We start from the raw sequence: 23246 nt of genomic DNA on the forward strand, positions 1-23246 counted from the left end.
CGCCCACCCACACCCCCCGTCACCTCCCGGCCGGCGCTCGTCACCCCGGCGGCACCGACCGCCGTCGCACCGGTGACCCCGACGCCGGGCAGCACGCCGACGCTTTCCCCGACGCCCAGTCCCACGCCCGGTCTGGTCGCCGTCGCGTGCGCCGGCCGCCCCACCGCCGACCGGGTGGTGGGGCTGCTGCGCGCCCGGGTGCTCCCCCGGGGCGTATCGGTCCGGGCCACCCAGGGCCCGCTCTGCGCGGCCGACTGGCAGTACACCGTCCTCGCCGTCAGCGGGCACGAGGAACTCCAGGTGGTCACCCGCACCGACTCCGCCGGCCTGCGGCTGGTCACCGCCGGCACCGACGTCTGCTCGATCGAGGTACGCACCGTCGCGCCGCCCGGCATCCGGACGTTGGCCTGCGACGCCGGCACGGGGGTGCTGCCTGGTGCGTAGGCTGGTCGACATGCCCGGTACCCCACCGACCCGCTTCGTCTACCTCGGACCCGAGGGCACCTTCGCCGAGCAGGCGCTGCGCACCGTGCCCGCCGCCGAGCACGGCAGCCGTACGCCGGCGCGCAGCGTCGGCGAGGCGCTGGAGAGCGTACGGGCGGGGGAGGCCGACGCCGCCCTGGTGCCGCTGGAGAACTCGATCGGCGGCGCGGTCGGGGTGACCCTGGACGAGCTGGCCGAGGGGGACCCGGTGGTGATCACCCGGGAGGTGATCCTGCCGGTCGAGTTCGTGCTCGGCGCCCGCCCCGGTACGACGCTCGGCGCGGTGCGCAGCGTGGCGGCCCACCCGCAGGCCTCCACCCAGTGCCGCAACTGGCTGCGCGACCACCTGCCCGACGCCACGGTGGTCGACGTGCTCTCCAACGGCGCGGCGGCGGCCGGTGCGGCCGCCGGCGACTACGACGCGGCCATCTGCGCCCCGATCGGGGCCACCCGGCACCGGCTGGCCGTGCTCGCCGAAAAGATCGCCGATCATCCCGACGCGGTGACCCGCTTCGCGCTGGTGTCCCGCCCCGGCCCGCCACCGCCCCCGACCGGGGACGACGTCACCTCGCTGGCCGTGTACATCGCCCACGACCGGGTGGGCGCCCTGCTGTCGGTGCTGATGGAGCTGGCCGTACGCGGGGTCAACCTGACCCGGATCGAGTCCCGCCCGACGGGCGAGGCGCTGGGCCGGTACGTCTTCTTCCTCGACTGCACCGGGCACGTCGCGGACGTGCGGATGGGCGAGGCGTTGCAGGGCCTGCGCCGGGTCTGCGCCGACGTGCGTTTCCTCGGGTCGTACCCCCGGCACCGCTGGACCGACGGGGCGGCCGAGCGGCCGGTCCCGGCGCCCGCCGGGCTCTCCGACGCCGACTATGCCGACGCGGCGGCCTGGCTGGCCCGGCTGCGGGCCGGCGAGCTGAGCTGACGCCGGTGCCGAACCGGCGGAGCGCCCGGAACGGGCGCCCCGCCGACCTGGTCAGCTGAGCAGGCCGCCGAGCAGGCCGCCCTGTTGCTGCTGCTGGGTGCCGCTGCCCATGACCGGCGGCTGCTCGGAGGGCTGCACCACCACGAAGCCCTGACCGGCGAAGCTCATGGTGAACGCCTCGCCGGTGCTGCGGCCGAGCAGCGTGCCCAGGCCGAGCTGCTCGGCGCGGTGGTAACCGGTCTGGAGGTTGGCCGACCAGCAGACGGCGGCCTGCGGGTCGACGTAGGTCGGGGCGTCGACGTTGAGCACCACCGGGGTGCCGTTGGTGGTGATGGCGATCCGGCCGTGGCCGGTGAAGACGCAGTTGAACAGCCCCGACGACGAGGCCATCCCGGCACCGCCGACCATCTTGATGTCGTACGAGAGGCTCGAGTCGAAGGCCAGCACGCTGGAGCCGTTGATGGAGAGGGCGTCGCCCGGCTCCAAGTCGATGATGTGCACGTCCTTGGCCAGCTCGGCGAGGAAGACGTCGCCCTGGCCGCTGAGCTTCATCAGCGGCACACCCTCACCGGTCAGGCGCTGCTTGATGAACTTGCCCAGGCCACCGGAGCCGAGCGCCTGGAACTGCACCTGCCCCTGGTAGGCGACCATCGAGCCGACCCGGGCCATGGCCTCGCCGTTGAGCTCGATCTTCAGCATCTTGGAGTTCTGCAGCCGCATGCCGGGCTGGGCGGACTCCTTCTCGAGGTTCTCCGCGGAGAACAGCGCGCTGCGCATCGGTTTCCTCCTGATTCGGGGTGTGTCTCACCGGAGGGTAGGTGACCGGCGCAACCGGCGGCATCGGCCGAGCGGGGTCGCGCGGCGGGGTCGATCAGCCCCAGCCCAGCGCGTGCAGCCGGTCGTCGTCGATGCCGAAATGGTGGGCGATCTCGTGGACCACGGTCACCGCCACCTCGTCGACCACGTCGTCCTCCGTGTCGCAGATCCGCAGGATCGGGCGGCGGTAGATGAGGATCCGGTCCGGCAGCACGCCGGAGTAGTCCCAGCCCCGGGCGGTGAGCGCGTGCCCCTCGTAGAGGCCGAGCAGGTCCTCGCCGGGCGGCGGGTCGTCCTCGACCAGGATCACCACGTTGTTCATCAGCCCGAGCAGTTCCTCGGGCACCTCGTCGAGGGCCTCCCCGACCAGTTCCTCGAAGCGTTCCCGGCTCATCTCGACGGCCACGCCGTCCATTGTCCCCGACGCCGGGCGCCCCGCCCCGTCACGATCCGGGGGCGGGGCCGAGGGAACGGGTGCCGGTCCGGCACCCGTTCCGCGGGTCGGGGTCAGGAGACCAGGCGGGCGGTGAGGCTGATCTGCGCACCCGGGGCGAGCAGCCGCGAGATCGGGCAGTTCTCCTTGGCGGCCTCGGCCAGCTTGGTGAACTGGGCCTCGTCCATGCCCGGCACCTGGCCGACGGTCTCCAGGTCGATCCGGGTCACGGTCATGCCGGCGTCGGTCTTGTCGAAGTGGACCTTGGCAGTGGTCTCCACCGAGGTGCCGGACACGCCGGCGTCGCCGAGCTGCTTGGAGAGCGCCATGGAGAAGCAGCCGGCGTGCGCGGCGCCGATCAGCTCCTCGGGGTTGGTCCCCTCGCCCTCGTCGAAACGCGACTTGAAGGAGTAGTTCCCCTGCATTCCGCCCTTGCCGGTGCGGACGGTGCCGGAACCCTCGGTGAGATTGCCCTGCCAGCTTGCGGAAGCGGTACGGATAGGCATGCACCCGACGCTAACCGAAACGGCGCTGCCGGGCGACCGACCCGGCGGAGACCGCCTGACGTCGCACCCCGGGCGGTGCCGCCGGGCGTGTCATGATGCGGTTCAGGCCCGCGACAGCGGAAGGTGGCCGATGTCTCAGGATCTCCCCGTCCCGCGACAGGACGACCGCTCCGACGGCACGGCCGTCGTCGAGTGGGGCGTACCGGAGCCCGCCCCGGCCGGGCGGTTCGGGCGGGCCCTGACCGGGATCAACCGGGACCGCCGGCTGCCCCTGGTGCCGGCCGTCCTCGCCGCGGTCGCGGCGACGGCCTCCCTGGTCGGCGAGTGGCTGGTGATGACGCTGCCGAACGGCGGCCCGGAGGGCAACGTCAGCGTCCGGGTGCCGGGCGGGGTGGCCGAGGTCGACGGCTTCGGGGTCGCGTACCTGGTGGGGCTGCTGCTGCTCGCCGCCGCGACGGCGCTCGCGCTGCGCGGCGGCCCGGCCGTCCGGCGGGAGGCACGGGTGGCCGGCCTCGCCGTGGCCGGCGCGCTGCTGGCGCTGCTGACGGCGACCGCCTTCTCGCTCGACGACTCCGGGCAGCGGGCCCTGTTCTACTCGTCGGAGGACGGTTTCCAGGTGGAGTACGGGCGGGGCCTGGTGATGGCCTTCGTCGCGACCGCGCTGGCCGGGGCCGCGCTCCAGCTCGCCGGGCGGCAGGCGGTCCCCCACCCGCTCGACCCGGACGCGGGCGGCGAGGAGGAGCCGGTCGACTTCCGCCGGCCCGGCCGCGCGGCGGACGACCGGCCGCCCGCGCCGGCCGACCTCACCGTCACGCCGACGGTGCCGTTCGCCCGGCGCGAGTCGGCCGGCTGACCGGACAGCTCCGCGCCGGTGACCCGGCGCCGACCGGCACCAGACGCAGCGTCACCGGGCGTTGGCGCCGGATTCGCCGGAACGCCATGGTCGCGACCGGTAACGCGAGGTACGGTTGCTGCCCGCCGTCACTCCGGGTCGAGGCACCGATGACCGAAACGGCTGGCTGCGACGGCGGCGGGCGAAGGAGGAACCATGATCCGCCCGGGCCTGCCCAAGCTGGTCGCCACCGATCTCGACGGGACGCTCGTCCGCAGCGACGAGACCGTCTCCGCGTACACCCATCAGGTGCTCGACCGGGTGCGGGCCGCCGGTATCCCGGTGGTCGGCGCCACCGGCCGGGGTCCCCGGCTCAAGGAACTCACCCGCAACGACATCCGGGCCGCCGACTTCCTGGTGATGGCCGGCGGCGGCTGCGTGGTGGACCAGAGCGACCCGGCCGGCCCGGTGGTGCTGCGCGACGAGCGGCTGCCCGGCGAGGTGCTCACCCGGCTCCTGGCCGACCTGGAGGCCGAGGTCGGGCCGCTGACCGTGATGGTCGAGGCATCCGCCGAGCAGGACGCCCCGCTCTGGGGGGACTACCACCCGAGCTGGCCCTACCAGGACCGGTTCGAGGCGCGCAGCCGCGCCGAGTGCCTCTCCTGCGACGTGATCAAGGCGTTCGTCCGGACCGCCGACCATCACGTCGACGAGCTGCTGGCCACCGCCCGCCGGATCGTGCCGCCGCAGGTGGCCACGCTCACCCAGGCCGGCCTGGGCTTCGTCGAGATCTGCCCGCCGGGGGTGGACAAGGCCACCGGGCTCAGCGTGGTGGCGGAGCGGCTCGGCGTCGACCCGGCCGACGTGCTCGTCTTCGGGGACATGCCCAACGACCTGCCGATGTTCGACTGGGCCGGCTGGGGCCGGGTGGCCGTCTCCAACGCCCACCCCGCGGTCCGGGCCGCCGCCGACGAGGTCACCCTGCGCAACGACGACGACGGAGTCGCGATCTACCTGGACCGGCTACTCTCCCGGTAATGGGAGAGACACCCCGGCTGGTCGCCACCGACATCGACGGCACCCTGCTCGCCGACGACCGCAGGCTCAGCGCGCGTACCGCTGCGGTGCTGGAGCGGATCTGCGCGCAGGGCACGCCGGTCGTGCTGGTCACCGGCCGTCCGATCCGCTGGCTCCAGCTCGTGTACGACCAGCTCACCGCCCCGCTGCCGGCCATCTGCGCCAACGGCGCGGTGGTGTACGACCCGGTCGCCGACGAGGTGCTGCGGGCCGACCCGCTCGCCCCGGAACTCCTCGCCGAGGTGGCCCGCCGGCTGCGCGCGGCGGTGCCCGAGGTGAGCTTCGCGGTGGAGATCGTCGACAGTCGGCAGATGCGGCACGAGACGCACTACCCGCTGCGCTGGGACGCCGACCACGACGCCATCCGGGCCGTCGAGTCGCCGGAGGAGCTGCACTCCGTGCCGGCGGTGAAGCTGCTGGCCCGGGCCGGGGAGCAGGACCCGGACGTCTTCGTCCAGGTGGTGGCCGGGGCGCTCAAGGGGCTCGCCGAGGCGACGCACTCGTCGTACAGCGGGCTGGTGGAGATCTCCGCCGCGGGGGTGACCAAGGCGGCCGGGCTGGCTTGGTACGCCGCCCGCCTCGGCATCGACGAACGCGACGTGCTCGCGTTCGGCGACATGCCCAACGACGTGCCGATGCTGACCTGGGCCGGTCGGGCGGTGGCGGTGGCCAACGCGCACCCCGCCGTCCTGGAGATCGCCGACGAGGTGACCGGGGCGAACTCCGCCGACGGCGTGGCGGCGTACCTGGAGAAGATCTTCGGGACGGGCTGACCGGCTGGTCAGAGGTACTGGCCGGTGGGGTGCCCCTCGGCGCCCTGCGGCTGGCCGATGCCCGGCATGCCGGGCATCACGCCGCCCGGACCGCTCGGCAGCGCCTGCCGGCCGGAGCGCATCTGCTCCAGCTGCACCCGGGCGGCCATCTGCTGGGCGACCAGCGCGGCCTGGATGCCGTGGAACAGCCCCTCCAGCCAGCCGACGAGCTGGGCGTGGGCGATGCGCAGCTCGCCCTCGCTGGGCGCCTTCTCCTCGGTGAAGGGCAGCGAGATCCGCTCCAGCTCCTCGCGCAGCTCGGGGGCGAGGCCCTCCTTGAGCTCGACGATCGACCGCTCGTGGATCTCCCGCATCCGGTGCCGGCTGGCGTCGTCCAGCGGGGCCGACTTGACCTCCTCCAGCAGCTGCTTGATCATGCTGCCGATCCGCATCACCTTGGCGGGCTGCTCGACCAGGCGGGTCGGGTCCTCGCCCGCCGCCTCGTCGGTCTGCACGGTGCCGACCGGGCGGCCGTCCGGGCCGACCACCACCACGGTGCCGGAGTGCCCGGTGTCCTCGGTGTCCGGCTCGTCGTTCTGTCCAGCGGAGTGCGCAACGGTCATGGCACCCATCTTTACCCACGCCCGCGAGCGGCACGCGGTGGGACCGGTCACGACCCCCGGCCGGTGGCGGGGCGCGCTACCGTCGCCCACATGCCCGCCGACCCCCGCGCCGTGCTCACCCGGCCCGCTGCGCCCCCCGACCTGACCGTCGCCTACGGCGACCACCCCGACCAGATCGCCGACCTGCGCCGCCCCGCCGGGGACGGCCCGGCCCGGCCGCTGGTGGTGGTGCTGCACGGCGGCTTCTGGCGGGCCGAGTACGACCGGACCCACACCGGGCCGCTGGCCGTCGCGCTGGCCGAGCTGGGCTGGCCGGTGGCCCAGTTGGAGTACCGCCGGACCGGGCAGCCGGGCGGCGGCTGGCCGGGCACCCTCACCGACGTGCTGGCCGGGGTGGCGGCACTGCCCGAGCTGGCGGCGCCTGCCCTGCCCGGCCGGGTGGCCGCCGGGCCGCCGCTGCTGCTCGGGCACTCGGCCGGCGGGCACCTCGCGCTCTACGCGGCGGCGCACGCCCCGGCCGCCGTACGCGGGGTGCTGGCGCTGGCCCCGGTCGCCGACCTCGCCGAGGCGTACCGGCTGGACCTGGACGCGGGGGCGGTGGCCGCGCTGCTCGGCGGCGGCCCGGCGGAGCACCCGGACCGGTACGCCGCCGCCGACCCACGGGTTCTGGTGCCGCTTCGGACACGGACCGTGATCGTGCACGGGGTCCGGGACCGCCAGGTGCCGATCGCCGTCAGCCGGGGTTACGCCGCCGCCGCTCGGGCGGCCGGCGGCGATGTACGCCTCGTTGAACTGCCCGAATGCGAGCACTTCGGGCTCATCGACCCGGATTCGGCGGCCTGGCCGCAGGTGCGGGATGCGCTGCAATCGCTGCAGAAAGATCACTAGCCATTGACGCAGCGTCGCCAAGCGGGTAGAACGCCGAGGGGGCGGTGACGCCCGGCAACGCTCCCGGAAGGATTTCGGTGTCGCAGATGAACCGCAGGCGCGCCCTGCAGCTGCTGGCCGCGCTCGGTACCACCGGGCTGGTCGCCGGCTGCGGCACGGACGACGAGGGCGAACAGGCCCCGACCGGCTCGCCGATCAAGATCGGTCTCGTCGCCCCCGGTAGTGGCGCGGGCAAGACCATCGGCGAGGACATCGTCAACGGGTTCGAGCTCTACCTCGCCACCCACGACCAGCGCCTCGGCGGGCACCCCGTGACGCTGATCAAGGCCGACGAGGGCGACAACGCCAAGAGCGGTCAGGCCGCCGTCAACGACCTGCTCAAGCAGGGCGTGCTCGCCCTAACCGGGGTGGCCAACCCGATCGTCATGTCCGGCATCCGGGACATCGTGGAGCAGGCCCGGGTGCCGCTGATCGGGTCGAACGCCTCGCCGGTCAGCCTGCAGAGCGTGGTCTACATCTGGCGCACCTCGTACGTGCTGGACGAGCCGGGCCGGGCGCTCGGGGCCTACCTGAGGCGGCGGCTGCCGGCCGGCAGCCGCGTGGTGATCATCGCTCCGGAGGGCGGCGCCAGCATCGACGTGGTGGGCGGCTTCCGCCAGGGCTTCGGCGGCGGCGACCCCCGGATCTCCGGCGAGCCGATCTGGACCGACCCCACCGCCAACCCGGACGACAACTCGTACGCCGCCGACATCCGGCAGGCGCTCAACCGCAATCCCACCGCGATCTTCTGCCACTTCTCCGGCACCGCCGCCATCCAGTTCATCCGGCAGCTGCGCCGCGCCCGTCCCGGCTACACCGGGCCGGTCTACGCCCCGGGCTTCCTCACCGAGGGCAACGTGCTCAACGAGGTACGCGGCGTGCTGCTGGACGAGGAGCGGCTGCTGCCCGGCACCATCCAGACGGTGTCGAACTACTCCGCGGACCTGAACAACAACGCCAACCGGACCTTCGCCTCCGCGTACCGCAAGACGTACAACGTCTCCCCCAGCACGTACGCGATGGCCTCGTACGACGCCGCGCAGGTGCTCGACCGGGCGATCCGGATCGCCGGGGCGAACCCGACCTCGCAGCAGGTGAACCTGGCCCTCGGCAAGGTCGGTCAAATCGACAGCCCGCGCGGGCTGTGGCAGTTCAACCAGCCCCGGACGCCGCAGCAGCGGTGGTATCTGCGCACCGTCCAGTTCGACGGCCGACTGCTCTCCAACGTCATGCTCAACGAGATCGCCACGCTCGGCTGAGCGCCGAGCCCGTACGCGAAAGGGCCGGTCTCCCCGCGGGGAGGCCGGCCCTTCGCCGTATGCCGTGCCGGCGTCAGTGGCGCAGCTCGGCGATGCAGCACTTCACGCTGCCGCCGCCCTTCTTCAGCTCGGCCAATTCGACCGGCACCGGGTGGTACCCGGCCGCCTTGAGCTTGCCGGCGAGCCGGCTCGCCTCGCTGTTCAGCACGACGTTGAGCCCGTCGCTGACCAGGTTCAGGCCGAAGGTCATCGCGTCCTCGTCGTCCGCGACCACCGCGTCGGGGAAGAGCTGGGCGAGCACCTTCTGGCTGGCCGCCGAGAAGGCGCCCGGGAAGTAGACGATGTTCTCGTCGTCGATCGAGGCGAGCGCCACGTCGAGGTGGTAGAAGCGTGGGTCGACCAGGCGCAGCGACACCACCGGCCGGCCGAGCGCCTCCTGCGCCTCGGCGTGCGCCGGCAGCTCGGTGCGGAAGCCGTGCCCGGCGAGGATCAGCCCGCCGTGCGCCTCCGGCAGGTACGCGAAGTCACCCTCGCCCTCGTTGGTCTCGCTCGGCGCGATGAACCGCCAGCCCTGCGACTCGTAGAAGGCCCGGTGGGCGGCGGCCTCGGCGGCGCGCTGCTCGTGCTTGAACTGGGCGCCGTAGACCGTCCCGTCCACCACGAAGGCACCGTTGGCGGCGAAGACCATGTCCGGCAGCCCGGCCTCGGGGTCGAGCAGGTGCACGTCGTGGCCGAGACCGACCAGCGTCTCCCGCAGCCGGTCCCACTGCTTGACCGCCAGTTCCGCGTCGACGTCGGTGGTGACGTCCATCCACGGGTTGATCGCGTACTCGACGGCGAAATGCTCGGGCGAGCACATGAGATATGTCCGCTTTCGCGGGACTCGCTGCTGGTTCACGGTGACCAAGAGTAGGTAGCCTGGAACTTTGGTAACAGCCACAACTCTTGCTTTCTGAAGGCGAAACGTTGCAGATAGATGCGGTCGACCAGCGAATCATTGCGTTGCTCGTGGCGGACGCTCGCGCGTCGTACGCCGACATCGGCGCCCGGGTGTCACTCTCCGCGCCGGCGGTCAAGAGACGCGTCGATCGGCTGCGCTCCACCGGGGTGATCCGGGGCTTCACCGCGGTGGTCGATCCGGCCGCCGTCGGCTGGACCACGGAGGCCTTCGTCGAGCTCTTCTGCGCCGGCCGGACCACTCCGGCGCAGATCGGAGTGGCCGCCCGGCGGCACCCGGAGGTGGTCGGCGCGTACACGGTCTCCGGCGAGGCGGACGCCCTGGTGCACCTGCGGGCCGCCGACATCGCGCACCTGGAGGACGCGCTGGAACGGCTGCGGGCGGAGTCGTTCGTGACCTCCACTCGGAGCACCATCGTGCTCTCCCGTCTGGTCGAGTCCCCCGGCGTCGGCCCGTCCACCGCGTGACCCGCGCTTGACCTCAACCCCGCTTCATGTCGTCGACTGTGCCGGAGGGCGACGGAGGGGGAGATCGTGCGGGCGGTGTGGCTGCGGGAGTTCGGCGGGCCGGAGGTGCTGGTGCCGGGGTTGGCGCCCGACCCCGCGCCCGGGCCGGGCCAGGTGCTGATCGAGGTGGCGCACGTCAACCTGACGTTCGTCGAGACGATGTTCCGGGCCACCGGCTTCGGACCGTTCCGGGGTCCGTTGCCGGTGATCCCCGGCAACGGGGTCGGCGGGGTGATCGGCGCGGTGGGCCCGGACGTGGACCCGGGGCTGATCGGCCGGCGGGTGGTCAGCGGCACCGGCGGCTCCGGCGGGTACGCCGAACGGGTGGTGGTGGATCGGGCCGCGCCGGTCGAGGTGCCCGACGGACTGGCGCTGGACGAGGCGGTGGCGCTGCTCGCCGACGGCCGGACCGCACTGCTGTTGACCGACGCCGCCGCGCCGCGTGCCGGGGAACGCGTACTGGTCGAGGCGGCCGCCGGCGGGGTGGGCGGCCTGCTGGTCCAGCTCGCCGCGCGGGCGGGCGCCCGGGTGGTGGCCCTGGCCGGCGGCCCCCGCAAGACGGAGCTGGTTCGCGCCGCCGGCGCCGACGTGGTCGTCGACTACCGGGAGCCCGGCTGGGCCGAGCGGGTACGCGCCGCGACCGGCGGAGTCGACGTCGTCTTCGACGGCGTCGGCGGCGAGGTCGGCCGGACGGCGTTCGACCTGCTCGACCCCGGCGGGCGGATGGTCAGCTTCGGATTGGCCGGCGGCAGCTGGACCGACGTGCCGCCGGAGACCGCCGCGGCGCGCGGGGTGACCCTGCTGCGACCGAGCGGCGGGCCCGACGAGCTGCGCGCGTTGACCGTCCGGGCGCTCGCCGAGGGCGCGGCGGGACGCCTGCGCCCCCGGATCGGGCAGCGCTTTCCGCTGGAGCGGGCCGCCGACGCGCACGCCGCGATGCAGTCGCGGGCCACCATCGGCAAGACCCTGCTCGACGTCCACTGACGCTCAACCGTCGGCCGGGTCCTCCACGACGCCCGGCGGATGCGCAGGCGTCGCCGACCGCTCCCGGCGGGCCGCGCGGCGCGGCACGGTCAGAGGTACATGCCCGTCCGGTGCTCGGAATCCGCCGGCCGGCTCGGCTTGTCCCCCTCGCCGAAGAACCGCTTGCCGCCGAACTCGCCGTGCAGCCGGTCGTCCAGCTCGTCGGCCAGCCCGGTCATCACCTGCACCGCGAGCATCAGGTGGGTGGCCTGGAAGTTGCGGCCGAAGACCGGGATGGAGGCCCAGACGGTGTCGTCGGCGCAGTAGAGCCGGCCGATCGGCATCCGGTTGGTCAGCTCGGAGAGCTTCACGTAGAGGCGCTCGGTCGGCTCCACCTCGGTGAGCACCGGGGAGAAGACGTCGACCAGGGGCGGGTTGTCGCGGACCCGGACGAACACCATGGCCGAGCCGGCCCGGATGTTGATGTCGCCGTCCGAGTCGACCTGGAGCTGGTCGGACTTCGACTTGAGCATGGTCGACACGACGGTGCGGACGCGGTCCTCCAGCGCCAGCACGTCGTCGCCCTCGTCGCTCTTCTGCGCGCTCGCGGCGGCGGCCAGCGCCTCGTCGAGGTCCGCCTCGACGTCCTGGTCCGGACCGAACTCGCTACGCGCGGTGCCGAGCGGTTCGACCGGCAGCGGCTCCCCCTGGGCGTCGTGCACGAGGTAGACGAGGAAGGCCGGGTGCGGGGCACCGTAGACGTCGCGCAGGGTGCGGGAGAGCAGCGCGGCGAGCTTGCTGGCGTCGCCGGTCGAGCCCTCCAGGCCGAACTGCTCCCGGGAGCCCTCCAGCACGCCCGGCGGCGACCAGCCCAGCGCGATCATGTCCGCGACGGCGGCCCGGTCCAGCCGGTAGCCCTGCGGCAGGGTGGCGTTGCCGACCGCCCGCGCGGAGAGCCGGCCCCCCTCGCCCACGTCCAGGCTGATCGAATAGACGGCCTCGCCGATGCCGGCGGCCGTCGGGTCGAGGGTCAGCTCGACGTGCGCCCCGGTGGGCAGCGCGGGCAGCCGCTCGGCCAGTGCCCGGGCGAACTCCCGCCACGCCTCGGTCACCTTGGCCCGCAGATCGGCCGTGGTCGGCTCGTCCAGCAGGATCGACTCGTGCTGCCCCGGCGAGCCGCCGGGCTGATCACCGGTCGGCTTCGAGGGGTGCTCTGCCGTCATGATCGCCTCCGTCCGTCAAGGTCACCCTACCCAGGCCCGCGCGGGATCAAATCCACGCGACCGGGATCGGACAACGCGACCGCGCGGCTCAGTCGGGACGCTCGCCGCCCAGCTCCACCGGCCAGGTCGCGGCCAGCCCGCTCAGCCGCGCCGCCGCGTCCGCCGCGTCCGCGCCGCGCCCGACGGCCACCCCGATCAGGTACGCGCTGACCGGCGCGCCCGGCCGCAGCACCTGGTGGGCGACGTCCTTGGCCAGCCCGAGCACCGTCGGCACCGGCACCTCGGCCGGGTCGAGCCCCAGCTCGGCGCAGGCGGCCGTGACCCAGTCGTCCATCACCGTCATCGCGTCCACTCCTCCGCCCGGCGTACGTCGGAGTCAGTGTCGCAGTCGAACCAGGGCGGCGGGCCGGTCCCGGACCACGGCAGGTCCCGGACCCTCAGCTCGGCGAGCAGCTCCCGCATCGAGGCGCCGTCGCAGCTCCCGCCTCGACGCCCGGCGAGGCGGCTCAGCGCGCCGCGCAGCGCGGCGACCCGCCACACCCCGCACAGCGGCTGCCGCCGACCCCGGTCGTCGAGGAGGCAGACCCCGTCGGGCCGCGCGACGTCGTCCCCGCCTGCGGATTCCCCGGTGCCGTCCCGCGGCATTCCGCCGGGCTCCGGGCCCAGCTCGCGCAGCAGCACCCCGACCGCCTCCCGGGTGAGCAGCGGCAGGTCGGCGGCGAGCAGGGCGACGGTGGTGGTGTCCGGGGGCAGCAGGGCGAGCCCGGCCGCGGCGGCCGCCACCGGCCCACCGCCCGGCGGTCGTTCCCGGGTCACCAGCACGTCACCGGGGACCGCGTCGGCCGGCCCGACCAGGATGCGCGGGGCCGCGTCGGCGACCGCGGTCAGCACCCGGTCCCGCATCGGCCGGCCGCCGACCGGCAGGGCCGGCTTGTCCCGCCCGCCCATCCGGCGCGCCGCGCCGCCCGCGAGCACCACCGCCGCGTACGCCGTCACCGGGCCACCGTAGCCTCGCGCGGGACCCACCCACCGCCCGGTGCCGTCGTGCGGGTCGTCGGGCCGTGGCCGCGCCGCCGTCGCGGTGCGGGTCCTCGGCCGGCCGTGACCTCGCCGGCCGACGTGGTCGTGCGGGTCGTCGGGCGGGCGGGGGAGGATGGCGGGATGGGACGGGCGACTGACCGGCGGAGCGTGCTCCGCATCGACCTCGACGCGGTGGCCGACGGACGCCCCCCGGTACGCCGGCAGGACACCCTCTCGGTGGAGGAGCCGCTGGAGATCCGGGTCGGCCCGGCCGGCCCGGGCCGCCGGAAGCCGCTCGCGGTCACCATGCGCACGCCCGGCGACGACATCGACCTGGCGATCGGCTTCCTGCTCACCGAGGGGTTGATCCGGTCGACCGAGGACGTGCTCACCGCCCAGCTCTGCGCCGGGGCGGAGACCCCGAACACGTACAACGTGGTCGACGTGGTGCTCGCCCCGGGCGTACCGGAGCCCGCCACCGACCCGTCGCGGAACTTCTACACCACCAGCTCGTGCGGAGTCTGCGGCAAGGCCAGCATCGAGGCGGTGCGGACCCGCTCGCCGTACCCGGTGGCCGACGATGCGCTCACCGTCCGGGCGGACGTGCTCGCGGCGCTGCCGGACCGGCTGCGCGCGGCCCAGCGGGCCTTCGACCGCACCGGTGGCCTGCACGCGGCGGGGCTGTTCACCGCCGAGGGCGAGCCGGTGGTGCTGCGCGAGGACGTGGGCCGGCACAACGCGGTCGACAAGGTGGTCGGCTGGGCGGTGCGGGAACGCCGTCTCCCGCTGGCCGGGCATCTCCTGCTGGTCTCCGGCCGGGCCAGCTTCGAGCTGACCCAGAAGGCGTGGATGGCCGGCGTACCGCTGCTCGCGGCGGTCTCCGCGCCCAGTTCGCTCGCCGCCGACCTGGCCGCGGAGGCCGGGATGACGCTGGTCGGCTTCCTGCGCGGCCGGACGATGAACGTCTACGCGGGCGGCCGGCGGGTGGTCGTCGACTGATCCACTCCCGGAGCTGACCTCGACGGCAGGGCCGCCGCGCCCACCCGGGTGTCCGCCGGACGTGCCGTCCGCGCCGGCCCCACGGCCCCGGCTCACCCGACGCCCCGCCGGACGTGCCGCCGGCGAGGGGGCCGGCGGCGGACCACGCGCGGCTCACCGACGGCCGGCCAGCCGTCCAGCTCGGAGGGGGGTACGCCGCGACGGAGCAGGTCGTCGAGAAGCTGGGCCAGCGAGTAGTCGGGGTGGGCGGCCAGCGCGCGTTCCAACGCCACCGCCGCCAGGGCGCCCTGCCCGGCCCGCCACGCGGCGAAGGCCAGCAGGCTCGCGGGTGCCGCGATCAGTTCCTCCTCGGCGCGGCGCAGCACGTCGCCCCAGAGGCTGATGTCCTCCTCCCGCCCGTCGGTGCGTTCCCACGCGTGGTCACGGACCGGAAGATGGGTCAGGAGCAGGCTCAGCCAGGCCACCTCGTCGTCGGTGAGCCGCTCGCCCCGCCGATGGGCCCGAAGGGCGGCCCGGACGGCGGCGACCCCGGCCTTGCGGACCGCGCGACCGCCGAGCAGGTCGGCGGCGGGCGCCTCCTCCAGCAGGGTGAGCAGCCGCCGCTCGGCCCGGACCCCGGCCTCCCGCATCGCCGCCCGGTGCGGCCCGTCGGCGGGTGCCACCTGCGCCGTGAGCGCGGCCCGGTCGGGCAGCGCCACCTGACCGGCGAAGACCGCCGCGGCGCTGACCTCGCTGCTGCCCGGGTCGTACGGGGTGCCGTCGGGCGGGCAGCAGGCCGCCTCGGCGCACAGGTACGACCAGTACCGGCCGTCGGTCACCCGCAGCGCTTCGAGCACCGTCAGGCCGGCCGTGGTCAGCGCCGCGCGTACCGCGTCGACGGTCGGGGTGACCCGCTCGGGCCGGCCGTACCCGACGACGGTGGCGGCGTCGGCGTCCTGCCGGCGGAGGACGTCACCGAGGTGACCGGCGGGCAGGCGCGGGTCGGTGCCGCCCTCGGGCAGGTCGGCGCGGGCGGCGAAGACGATCCGCTGCGCCCGCATCGCCACCACGACGACGCTGTCGGCGGGGTGGAAGCCGAGCAGGTACGGCACGGCGGCGAGGAGGTCGGCGGGCGAGCGGACGGTGAGCCGGGGGCGGTCGGTCGCAGTCATGCCGGCAGCCTGCTGTCCCGGGGTCGCGCCCGACAGGCCCTGTGGACGACACGCGGGTCGTCCACAGACACGGAGAGTGTTCCCGCAGCTCGGCGCGATCCGCCGCGTCGTGCCGGGCCGTCCTCGTCGCACGGAACGGCTACCTTGCGCTGATGGACCTGGCGTACCTGCGGGCGCACCCGGAGCACCTGCCGACGTTCCTGACCCACCAGCGGATCCGGGAGACGCCGGTCTCCGGCGGGGACGTCTGCGTCGCCTCCCGGCTCACCCTGGACGACGGCCACTCCGTCTTCGCCAAGAGCTGGCCGAAGCGGGCCGGCCGACCGCTGCCCGAGGGCTTCTTCGCCACCGAGGCCGCCGGGCTGCGCTGGCTGCGCGCGGCGGGCACGGTGGCCGTACCGGAGGTGGTGGTGGCGCTGCCGGAGCTGCTGGCGCTGGCGTGGGTCGAGCCGGGCGAGGCGTCACCAGAGGCGGCCGAACGGTTCGGCCGGGAACTGGCCGGGATGCACCGGGCCGGGGCGAGCAGTTTCGGCGCCGGGTGGCCCGGCTTCATCGGCCCGCTGCGGCAGGACAACACCCCCGACGCGGGGCCCTGGCCGGACTGGTTCGCCCGGCGCCGGCTGCTGCCGTACCTGGAGTTGTCGGTGGCCGGCGGCGCGCTCGACAAGGCGGACGCCGCCCTGGTGGAGCAGGTCGTCGCCCGGATCGGCGAGTTCGGCGGCGACGAGCCGCCGGCCCGGGTGCACGGCGACCTGTGGCCGGGCAACGTGATCTGGGGCGCGGACGACCGGGCCTGGCTGGTCGACCCGGCGGCGCACGGCGGTCACCGGGAGACCGACCTGGCCCAGTTGGCGCTCTTCGGGGGCGCGCCGCACCTCGACCGGATCGTCAGCGCCTACTCCGAGGAGTGGCCGCTGGCCGACGGCTGGCGGGAACGACTGCCGCTGCACCAGCTCCACCTGCTGCTGGTGCACACGGCCGCCTTCGGCGCGGCGTACCGGAATGCGGTCACCCGGGCCGCCCGAGCGACGCTGGGCGGGACCGACCGCGCTACGGTCGACGGGTGACCGCCGCCCCGCCCACCGAGGGCGTCCTCGTCGACCGGTACGGCCGTGTCGCCCGGGACCTGCGCGTGTCGCTGACCGACAAGTGCAACCTGCGCTGCACGTACTGCATGCCGGCGGAGGGGCTGCCCTGGCTGGCCGGGCCGCAGCTGCTCGGCGACGACGAGATCGTCCGGCTGGTCCGGGTCGCTGTGGAGCGGCTCGGGGTGACCGAGGTCCGCTTCACCGGCGGCGAGCCGCTGATCCGGCCCGGGCTGGTCAAGATCCTCACCGAGGTGGCCGCGCTGACGCCCCGCCCCCGGATCTCCCTCACCACCAACGGCATCGGCCTGGCCCGGCTCGCGCCTGCGCTGCGCGCGGCCGGGCTGGACCGGGTGAACGTGTCGCTGGACACCCTCGACCGCGACCGGTTCACCCGGCTGACCCGGCGGGACCGGCTGGTCGACGTGCTGGCCGGGCTGGCCGGCGCCGCCACCGCCGGGCTCACCCCGGTCAAGGTCAACTCGGTGCTGATGCGGGGCGTCAACGACGACGAGGCTCCGGCGCTGCTGCGGTTCGCCCTCGACCACGGCTACGAGCTGCGGTTCATCGAGCAGATGCCGCTGGACGCCCAGCACGGCTGGGACCGGGCCAGCATGGTCACCGCCGACGAGATCCTGGCCTCGCTGGCCGGCGCGTACGCCCTGACGCCCGATCCGGCCGAACGGGGCGCGGCCCCGGCGGAGACCTGGCTGGTCGGCGGCGGGCCCGCCCGGGTCGGGGTGATCGCGAGCGTGACCCGGCCGTTCTGCGGCGACTGCGACCGGACCCGGCTCACCGCCGACGGCCAGGTCCGAGCCTGCCTCTTCGCCACCGACGAGTCCGACCTGCGCGGCGCGCTGCGCGCCGGGGCGGACGACGCCGAGCTGGCCCGCCGCTGGCAGGCGGCGATGCGGGGCAAGCGCGCCGGGCACGGCATCGACGACCCGGCCTTCCTGCAACCGGCCCGGCCGATGTCGGCGATCGGAGGCTGAGCCGTGGACCTCACCGTCCGCTACTTCGCCGGAGCCCGGGCCGCCGCCGGCCGCACCGAGGAGACCGCATCCGCCGGCCGGTCCCTGGACGAACTGATCGGTGAACTCGCCGAACGCCACGGGCCGCGGCTGGCCGCCGTGCTGCAGGTGGCGAGTTTCCTGGTCGACGGGGTCAACTGCCATGATCGTCGCGAGCCGTTGCCGGCCGGGGTCACGATCGACGTGCTGCCCCCCTTCGCGGGCGGCTGAGAGAGGGCTGGCATGTTGGCGATTCTGGGGTTCGTGGCCACCATGGCCCTGATCACCGGCCTGATCCACTTCTACCTGTGGAAGCGGCTGATCAAGGACACCACCCGTCCGGGGCGGTGGCGGCGCATCGGCAGCATGGCGGCGCTGCTGCTGGCGCTGCTCGTACCCGCCACGATGGCCGGCACCCGGGCCGCCGGTGCATTCTGGCTGGCCTGGCCGGGCTACCTCTGGCTGGCGGTGATGTTCTACCTGCTGGTCCTGCTGCTGGTGCTGGAAGTGCCGATGACGGTCGCCAGGCTGGTGCTGCGCCGCCGGTCGGCGATCGCCGAGCCGACCACCGCCGCGCCGGAGCCGGTGCTGGTCGGGGCGGCCGGCACCGCCGACCCGCCCGCCGTCGAGGCCGTCGACCAGCCCGACCACGACGCCTCGCGACGGCTGCTGCTGGCCCGGGGCGCGGCGATCTTCGCCGGGCTCACCGCCGCGTCGGTCACCGGGTACGGCGTCCGCACCGCGCTCGGCCCGCCGCAGCTGGACCGGGTGCGGATCCGGCTGGCCAAGCTCCCCCGGAGCATGGACGGGCTGCGCATCGCCACCGTCTCCGACATCCACCTCGGACCGCTGCGCGGGCGCGAGCACACCGAGCGGATCGTGGCCGCCATCAACCGCCTCGACGCCGACGTCGTCGCGGTCGTCGGTGACCTGGTCGACGGCTCGGTCGCCGAGCTGGGCGAGGCCGCCGCGCCGCTGCGGGACCTGCGCTCCCGGCACGGCAGCTACTTCGTCACCGGCAACCACGAGTACTACTCCGGGGTGGAGGAGTGGGTGCAGGAGCTGGACCGGCTGGGGCTGCAGGTGCTGCAGAACGAGCGGCGGGAGATCCAGGCCCGCGGCGGCGTGCTCGACCTGGCCGGGGTCAACGACGTCACCGCCGCCGGCACCGGGCTGGCCGCACCGGCCGACTACGCGGCGGCGCTCGGCGACCGGGACCCGTCCCGGCCGGTGGTGCTGCTGGCCCACCAGCCGGTCGCCGCGCACGAGGCGGCGAAGTTCGGCGTCGACCTGCAACTGTCCGGGCACACCCATGGCGGTCAGATCGTGCCGTTCAACCTGCTGGTCAAGCTCCAGCAGCCGGTGGTCTCCGGTCTCGGCGAGGTCGACGGGACCAAGGTGTACGTCACCAACGGCGCCGGCTTCTGGGGCCCCCCGGTACGCGTCGGCGCCCCACCCCAGATCACCCTGGTCGAACTGCGCGCCCCATAGCGCGCCGGGGCGGCGGAGTCCAGCACCGGATTGCTCAGGTCACGCGTACGCGTGGCGCCGGGCGGGTAGGGGACCGGCCGTGACAGGATGCGGCGTGCCTCCGTTCAGCGCCGCACCCCCCGGTGGCGTCCCGCCGTTCGTCGCGGACCTGCACATCCACTCGAAGTACTCGCGCGCGTGCAGCCGCGACCTCACCCTGCCCAACCTCGGCTGGTGGGCCCGGCGCAAGGGCATCGGCGTGCTCGGGACCGGGGACTTCACCCACCCCGCCTGGTACGACCACCTGCGCGAGACGCTGCACCCGGCCGAGCCGGGGCTCTACCGGCTCAGCCCCGAGGCGGAGCGGGACATCGCCCGTCGGCTGCCGCCCCGGCTGGCCGGCGCGGCGGAGGCGGACCCGGTCCGGTTCATGCTCAGCGTGGAGATCTCCACGATCTACAAGCGCGACGACCGGACCCGCAAGGTCCACCACCTGATCTACCTGCCCGACCTGGACGCGGTGGCCCGGTTCAACGCGGCGCTGGGCCGGATCGGCAACCTCGGCTCGGACGGCCGGCCGATCCTCGGGCTGGACTCCCGGGACCTGCTGGAAATCACGCTGGAGGCCAGCGCCGACGGCTACCTGGTCCCCGCGCACATCTGGACGCCCTGGTTCTCCGCGCTCGGCTCGAAGTCCGGCTTCGACGCGATCGCCGACTGCTACGCGGACCTGGCCGAGCACATCTTCGCGGTGGAGACCGGCCTCTCCTCCGACCCGGAGATGAACTGGCGGGTCGGCAGCCTGGACGGCTACCGGCTCGTCTCCAACTCCGACGCGCACTCCCCGCCCGCGCTGGCCCGGGAGGCGACGGTCTTCCGCTCCGACCGCGACTACTTCGCCATCCGCGAGGCGCTGCGCACCGGCGACGGGCTGGCCGGGACGATCGAGTTCTTCCCGGAGGAGGGGAAGTACCACGCGGACGGGCACCGGCTCTGCGGCGTCAACTGGTCGCCCGAGCGGACCCGGCAGGCCGGTGGGCGCTGCCCGGAGTGCGGCAAGCCGCTGACCGTCGGCGTGCTGAGCCGGGTCGAGGAGTTGGCCGACCGGCCGGCGGGGCACCGTCGGGCGCACGCCCCCGAGGTCACCCACCTGGTGCCGCTGGCCGAGATCCTCGGCGAGATCAACAAGGTGGGCGCACGGTCCAAGAAGGTCGAGGGCCGGCTCAACGAGCTGGTCGCCGCGCTCGGCCCGGAGCTGGAGATCCTCACCCGTACGCCGCTGGACGAGATCGGCCGGGTCGGCGGTGAGCTGCTGGCCGAGGGCATCGGCCGGCTGCGCCGCGGCGACGTCCGCCGGGTGCCGGGCTACGACGGCGAGTACGGCGTGATCACCCTCTTCGACCCCGCCGAGCTGGGCGCGAAGGCGACCGGAACGCAGGCGGAGACGCTCTTCGACGTACCCGTGCCGGCGCAGCGGCGGCCCGCGGAGCCGGCGGCGAAGCCCAAGGCCCGGCGCCCGGCGACGGCCAAGGCGGAGCCGAAGCGGAAGGCCGCGCCGCCACCCCCGCCACCGATCGCGCCGGCGCCCTCGCCGCACGAGCCGTTCGAGCCGATGCTCGCCGGCATGGAGGAGGTCGGCACCGGCCTGCTCGACCGGTTGGACGCAATGCAGCGGGTGGCCGCGTCCGCGCCGGGAGGTCCGCTGCTGATCGTGGCCGGGCCGGGCACCGGCAAGACCCGGACGCTGACCCACCGGATCGCCTACCTCTGCGCCGAGCTGAACGTCTTCCCCGAGCAGTGCCTGGCGATCACCTTCACCCGGCGGGCCGCCGAGGAGCTGCGGCACCGCCTCGACGGGCTGCTCGGCCCGGTGGCCGAGGACGTCACCGTCGGCACGTTCCACTCGCTCGGGCTGGCCATCCTGCGGGAGAACGCGGACGCCGCCGGGCTGCCGGCGGACTTCCGGATCGCCGACGACGCGGACCGGACCGCCGCCCGCGCCGAGGCCGGTGACGACCCGGACCGCTACACCGCGCTGCTGCGCAAGCAGGACCTGGTCGACCTGGACGAGCTGCTGACCCTGCCGGTCGCGCTGCTGCAGGCCGACAAGAAGCTGGTACGCGACTACCGCGAGCGCTGGCGGTGGATCTTCGTCGACGAGTACCAGGACGTCGACGCGGTTCAGTACGAGCTGCTGCGCCTGCTCAGCTCCGCCGACGGCAACCTCTGCGCAATCGGCGACCCGGACCAGGCGATCTACTCGTTCCGGGGCGCGGACGTGGGGTACTTCCTGCGCTTCTCGCAGGACTTCACCGACGCCCGGCTGGTCCGGCTGAACCGCAACTACCGCTCGTCGGCCCCGATCCTCGCCGCCGCCGTGCAGGCCATCGCGCCGTCGTCGCTGGTGCGCGGCCGCCGGCTCGACCCGGCCCGGCTCGACCCGGAGGCACCGCTGGTCGGCCGCTACCCCGCGGCCTCCGTCGCCGACGAGGCCGATTTCGTGGTACGCACCATCGACGAGCTGGTCGGCGGCCTCTCCCACCGGTCCCTGGACTCGGGCCGGATCGACGGCCGGTCCACCACGCTCTCGTTCTCCGACATCGCGGTGCTCTACCGCACGGATTCGCAGGCCGCCCCAATCGTGGACGCCCTCGCCCGGGCGAACATCCCGGTGCAGAAGCGCTCGCACGACCGCCTGCGGGACCGGCCCGGGGTGACCGCCATCGCCCGGGAGCTGCGGCACGCCGACGGCCTCGGCGGCGGGCTGCCCGCCCGGGTACGCCTCGCCGGTCAGGTGCTCGCCGAGCGGTTCGCCGCGCCCACCCTGGACGGCTCCGGCACGGTACGCCCCGAGGACGTCCGCACGGCGGTCGACCTGCTCACCCCGCTGGCCCGCCGGTGCGGCGACGACCTCGGCCTGTTCCTGTCGCAGCTCGCCACCGGCGCGGAGGTGGACGCGCTCGACCCGCGCGCCGAGGCGGTCACCCTGCTCACCCTGCACGCCGCCAAGGGGCTGGAGTTCCCGGTGGTCTTCCTGGTCGGGGCCGAGGACGGGCTGCTGCCGCTGCGCTGGCCCGGCACCGAGCCGGACGACGACGCGGTCGCCGAGGAGCGGCGGCTCTTCTTCGTCGGCCTGACGCGCGCCCAGGACCGCCTCTACGTCAGCCACGCCGCCCGCCGGGTCCGGCACGGCGCGGAGCGGGAGTGCCGCCCGTCGCCGTTCCTCGACGTGATCGACCCGGGGCTGTTCGAACGCTTCGGCGAGACCGAGCCGCGCCGGCCGAAGGACCGCCAGCTCCGCCTGATCTGAGCCGCCGGGCCGGGCCGCGCCCCGCCGCGGCCACGGAACGGTGACCTCCGCCCAGCCGGACATCCCGACGAGCGTGATACCTCAGAGTCATCTTGATGCCTGTCAGGTATCACGCTCGGCAGGGGACGGGCCTGCACCGCAGGCGCCGGCGAGCAGCCCGGCCAGCCAGGCCGCGCGCACAGGCAGCCAGGGCGAGCAGCACGGCCAGGCAGGCCGAGCGCACAGGCAGCCAGGCCGAGCAGCCCGGCCAGTCCAGGCCGCGCAGCTCAGGTGAGCAGCACGGCCAGCCAGGCGCCGGCGAGCAGCGCCGGGCCGAACGGCAGGGCGGTGTCCCGGCGTACCCGCCGGGCGGCCAGCAGGGCGAGCACCAGCACGCCGTTGAGCAGGTGCGGCAGGAGCAGCCCGTAGCCGAGGGTCGACCAGCCCAGCCAGCCGAGCGGCAGACCGAGAGCGGCGGCGAGCTTCACGTCGCCGAAGCCGAGCCGGGCGCCGGGCAGCAGCGCCAGCACGACGTACCCGGTGAAGGAGATCGCCGCCCCGGCGAGGGCGACCGCCAGGCGGCCCGGCGTGCCGGCGGCGAGCGCGGCCACGCCGAGGCTGGCGCCACCGCCGAGGGCGACGGCGCCCACCAGCGGGTCGGGCAGCCGCAGGCAGGCCAGGTCGACCGCCGCGAGCACCACTCCGCAGCCCGCCACCAGCAGGTACGCCGGCAGGGCCGGGTCCGGCCCGAGCGCGGCGGCGAGCCCGGCGAACACCACCGCCCCGAGCAGCGCCCAGCCAACCGTCGACCGGACCGGGGTGGGGGCGGGCGGGTCCGGAGCCGGGGCGAATCGGCAGGCGGACGCCGGTGCCAGCGCGCCGACCAGCGCGCCGCAGAGCGCGGCGGCGGCCACCAGCCCGACGGACACGGGCCGG

At 74.7% G+C, this 23246-nt stretch carries 25 protein-coding genes; 15 read left to right on the forward strand and 10 right to left on the reverse strand.

Going from position 1 to position 23246, the window contains the following annotated elements:
* Nucleotides 1-444: hypothetical protein (locus ACSNN7_RS18650; RefSeq protein ID WP_436682090.1), on the forward strand; the 444-nt coding region annotated here is incomplete at its 5' end.
* Between the two features lie 10 nt (nt 445-454).
* Entirely contained in the window at nt 455-1411 is a 957-nt protein-coding gene (gene pheA, locus ACSNN7_RS18655) for a prephenate dehydratase (RefSeq protein WP_436682091.1), read from the forward strand.
* A gap of 51 nt (nt 1412-1462) precedes the next feature.
* Here the strand turns inward: pheA and ACSNN7_RS18660 are convergent, their stop codons facing one another.
* The 3 genes from ACSNN7_RS18660 to ACSNN7_RS18670 all read right to left on the reverse strand — a co-directional run bounded on the left by ACSNN7_RS18660 (nt 1463) and on the right by ACSNN7_RS18670 (nt 3166).
* Nucleotides 1463-2188: an AIM24 family protein gene (locus tag ACSNN7_RS18660; protein ID WP_436682092.1), complete on the reverse strand. Its 726-nt coding sequence runs from the start codon at nt 2186-2188 to the stop codon at nt 1463-1465.
* Nucleotides 2189-2282: 94 nt separating this feature from the next.
* Entirely contained in the window at nt 2283-2642 is a 360-nt protein-coding gene (locus ACSNN7_RS18665) for a metallopeptidase family protein (protein ID WP_436682093.1), read from the reverse strand.
* Between the two features lie 92 nt (nt 2643-2734).
* A complete protein-coding gene (locus ACSNN7_RS18670; RefSeq protein WP_436682094.1) occupies nt 2735-3166 on the reverse strand; it encodes an OsmC family protein in 432 nt (143 codons plus the stop codon).
* Nucleotides 3167-3296: 130 nt separating this feature from the next.
* Between ACSNN7_RS18670 and ACSNN7_RS18675 the strand changes: the two genes are divergently transcribed.
* From ACSNN7_RS18675 to ACSNN7_RS18685, 3 genes are all read left to right on the forward strand, one after another.
* Nucleotides 3297-4019: a hypothetical protein gene (locus ACSNN7_RS18675; protein WP_436682095.1), complete on the forward strand. Its 723-nt coding sequence runs from the start codon at nt 3297-3299 to the stop codon at nt 4017-4019.
* A gap of 195 nt (nt 4020-4214) precedes the next feature.
* Nucleotides 4215-5036, forward strand: coding sequence for an HAD family hydrolase (locus tag ACSNN7_RS18680; RefSeq protein ID WP_436682096.1), 822 nt, complete (start codon nt 4215-4217; stop codon nt 5034-5036).
* A complete protein-coding gene (locus ACSNN7_RS18685) occupies nt 5036-5848 on the forward strand; it encodes an HAD family hydrolase (protein ID WP_436682097.1) in 813 nt (270 codons plus the stop codon). The genes ACSNN7_RS18680 and ACSNN7_RS18685 overlap by 1 nt, the downstream gene beginning before the upstream one ends.
* 8 nt (nt 5849-5856) lie before the next feature.
* Here ACSNN7_RS18685 and ACSNN7_RS18690 read toward each other — a convergent pair whose 3' ends face one another.
* Nucleotides 5857-6459 carry a bacterial proteasome activator family protein gene (locus ACSNN7_RS18690; RefSeq protein WP_436682098.1) on the reverse strand — a complete coding sequence of 201 codons (603 nt, stop codon included), beginning with the start codon at nt 6457-6459 and terminating at the stop codon, nt 5857-5859.
* A gap of 81 nt (nt 6460-6540) precedes the next feature.
* On the opposite strand from ACSNN7_RS18690, the gene ACSNN7_RS18695 reads away from it, so the two are divergent.
* Both ACSNN7_RS18695 and ACSNN7_RS18700 read left to right on the forward strand, forming a co-directional pair.
* Nucleotides 6541-7338 carry an alpha/beta hydrolase family protein gene (locus ACSNN7_RS18695; RefSeq protein ID WP_436682099.1) on the forward strand — a complete coding sequence of 266 codons (798 nt, stop codon included), beginning with the start codon at nt 6541-6543 and terminating at the stop codon, nt 7336-7338.
* 77 nt (nt 7339-7415) lie between these two features.
* The gene (locus tag ACSNN7_RS18700; protein WP_436682100.1) at nt 7416-8636 is read left to right on the forward strand and encodes an ABC transporter substrate-binding protein; all 1221 of its coding nucleotides are present in this window, start codon (nt 7416-7418) and stop codon (nt 8634-8636) included.
* A gap of 73 nt (nt 8637-8709) precedes the next feature.
* Here the strand turns inward: ACSNN7_RS18700 and ddaH are convergent, their stop codons facing one another.
* Nucleotides 8710-9543: a dimethylargininase gene (ddaH, locus tag ACSNN7_RS18705; RefSeq protein ID WP_436682101.1), complete on the reverse strand. Its 834-nt coding sequence runs from the start codon at nt 9541-9543 to the stop codon at nt 8710-8712.
* Nucleotides 9544-9602: 59 nt separating this feature from the next.
* On the opposite strand from ddaH, the gene ACSNN7_RS18710 reads away from it, so the two are divergent.
* Nucleotides 9603-10061 carry an Lrp/AsnC family transcriptional regulator gene (locus ACSNN7_RS18710; RefSeq protein ID WP_436682102.1) on the forward strand — a complete coding sequence of 153 codons (459 nt, stop codon included), beginning with the start codon at nt 9603-9605 and terminating at the stop codon, nt 10059-10061.
* A 66-nt stretch (nt 10062-10127) separates the two neighbouring features.
* A complete protein-coding gene (locus ACSNN7_RS18715) occupies nt 10128-11084 on the forward strand; it encodes a zinc-binding dehydrogenase (protein WP_436682103.1) in 957 nt (318 codons plus the stop codon).
* Between the two features lie 89 nt (nt 11085-11173).
* On the opposite strand, the gene ACSNN7_RS18720 is transcribed toward ACSNN7_RS18715, so the two are convergent.
* The 3 genes from ACSNN7_RS18720 to mobA form a co-directional block, all read right to left on the reverse strand.
* Nucleotides 11174-12286 (reverse strand): T3SS (YopN, CesT) and YbjN peptide-binding chaperone 1, encoded by a 1113-nt coding sequence (locus ACSNN7_RS18720; protein ID WP_436682104.1) that lies wholly within the window; start codon nt 12284-12286, stop codon nt 11174-11176.
* 88 nt (nt 12287-12374) lie between these two features.
* Nucleotides 12375-12629: a DUF6457 domain-containing protein gene (locus ACSNN7_RS18725; RefSeq protein WP_334453683.1), complete on the reverse strand. Its 255-nt coding sequence runs from the start codon at nt 12627-12629 to the stop codon at nt 12375-12377.
* Nucleotides 12626-13312, reverse strand: a complete 687-nt coding sequence (gene mobA, locus ACSNN7_RS18730; RefSeq protein WP_436682105.1) for a molybdenum cofactor guanylyltransferase — start codon at nt 13310-13312, stop codon at nt 12626-12628. The genes ACSNN7_RS18725 and mobA overlap by 4 nt, the downstream gene beginning before the upstream one ends.
* Before the next feature lie 135 nt (nt 13313-13447).
* Here mobA and fdhD point away from each other — a divergent pair, with 135 nt between their 5' ends.
* Complete coding sequence (gene fdhD / locus ACSNN7_RS18735; RefSeq protein ID WP_436682106.1) at nt 13448-14305, forward strand: formate dehydrogenase accessory sulfurtransferase FdhD; 858 nt, start codon at nt 13448-13450, stop codon at nt 14303-14305.
* A gap of 92 nt (nt 14306-14397) precedes the next feature.
* Here fdhD and ACSNN7_RS18740 read toward each other — a convergent pair whose 3' ends face one another.
* The gene (locus ACSNN7_RS18740) at nt 14398-15456 is read right to left on the reverse strand and encodes a DUF4192 domain-containing protein (protein WP_436682107.1); all 1059 of its coding nucleotides are present in this window, start codon (nt 15454-15456) and stop codon (nt 14398-14400) included.
* A 152-nt stretch (nt 15457-15608) separates the two neighbouring features.
* Between ACSNN7_RS18740 and ACSNN7_RS18745 the strand changes: the two genes are divergently transcribed.
* The 5 genes from ACSNN7_RS18745 to ACSNN7_RS18765 all read left to right on the forward strand — a co-directional run bounded on the left by ACSNN7_RS18745 (nt 15609) and on the right by ACSNN7_RS18765 (nt 22331).
* On the forward strand, nt 15609-16523 hold the full coding sequence (locus ACSNN7_RS18745) for a fructosamine kinase family protein (protein ID WP_436682109.1): 915 nt from the start codon (nt 15609-15611) through the stop codon (nt 16521-16523).
* Entirely contained in the window at nt 16520-17533 is a 1014-nt protein-coding gene (gene moaA, locus ACSNN7_RS18750; RefSeq protein ID WP_436682111.1) for a GTP 3',8-cyclase MoaA, read from the forward strand. Before ACSNN7_RS18745 ends, moaA begins: the two co-directional genes overlap by 4 nt.
* A gap of 3 nt (nt 17534-17536) precedes the next feature.
* The gene (locus ACSNN7_RS18755) at nt 17537-17782 is read left to right on the forward strand and encodes a MoaD/ThiS family protein (protein ID WP_436682112.1); all 246 of its coding nucleotides are present in this window, start codon (nt 17537-17539) and stop codon (nt 17780-17782) included.
* Between the two features lie 12 nt (nt 17783-17794).
* Entirely contained in the window at nt 17795-19042 is a 1248-nt protein-coding gene (locus ACSNN7_RS18760) for a metallophosphoesterase (RefSeq protein ID WP_436682113.1), read from the forward strand.
* Between the two features lie 94 nt (nt 19043-19136).
* Nucleotides 19137-22331 (forward strand): UvrD-helicase domain-containing protein, encoded by a 3195-nt coding sequence (locus ACSNN7_RS18765; RefSeq protein ID WP_436682114.1) that lies wholly within the window; start codon nt 19137-19139, stop codon nt 22329-22331.
* 266 nt (nt 22332-22597) lie between these two features.
* On the opposite strand, the gene ACSNN7_RS18770 is transcribed toward ACSNN7_RS18765, so the two are convergent.
* Complete coding sequence (locus tag ACSNN7_RS18770; protein ID WP_436682116.1) at nt 22598-23239, reverse strand: prepilin peptidase; 642 nt, start codon at nt 23237-23239, stop codon at nt 22598-22600.
* Nucleotides 23240-23246 lie beyond the last annotated feature (7 nt).

It is taken from the genome of Micromonospora sp. URMC 105 (assembly GCF_051386295.1).
Classification (GTDB): Bacteria; Actinomycetota; Actinomycetes; order Mycobacteriales; family Micromonosporaceae; genus Micromonospora.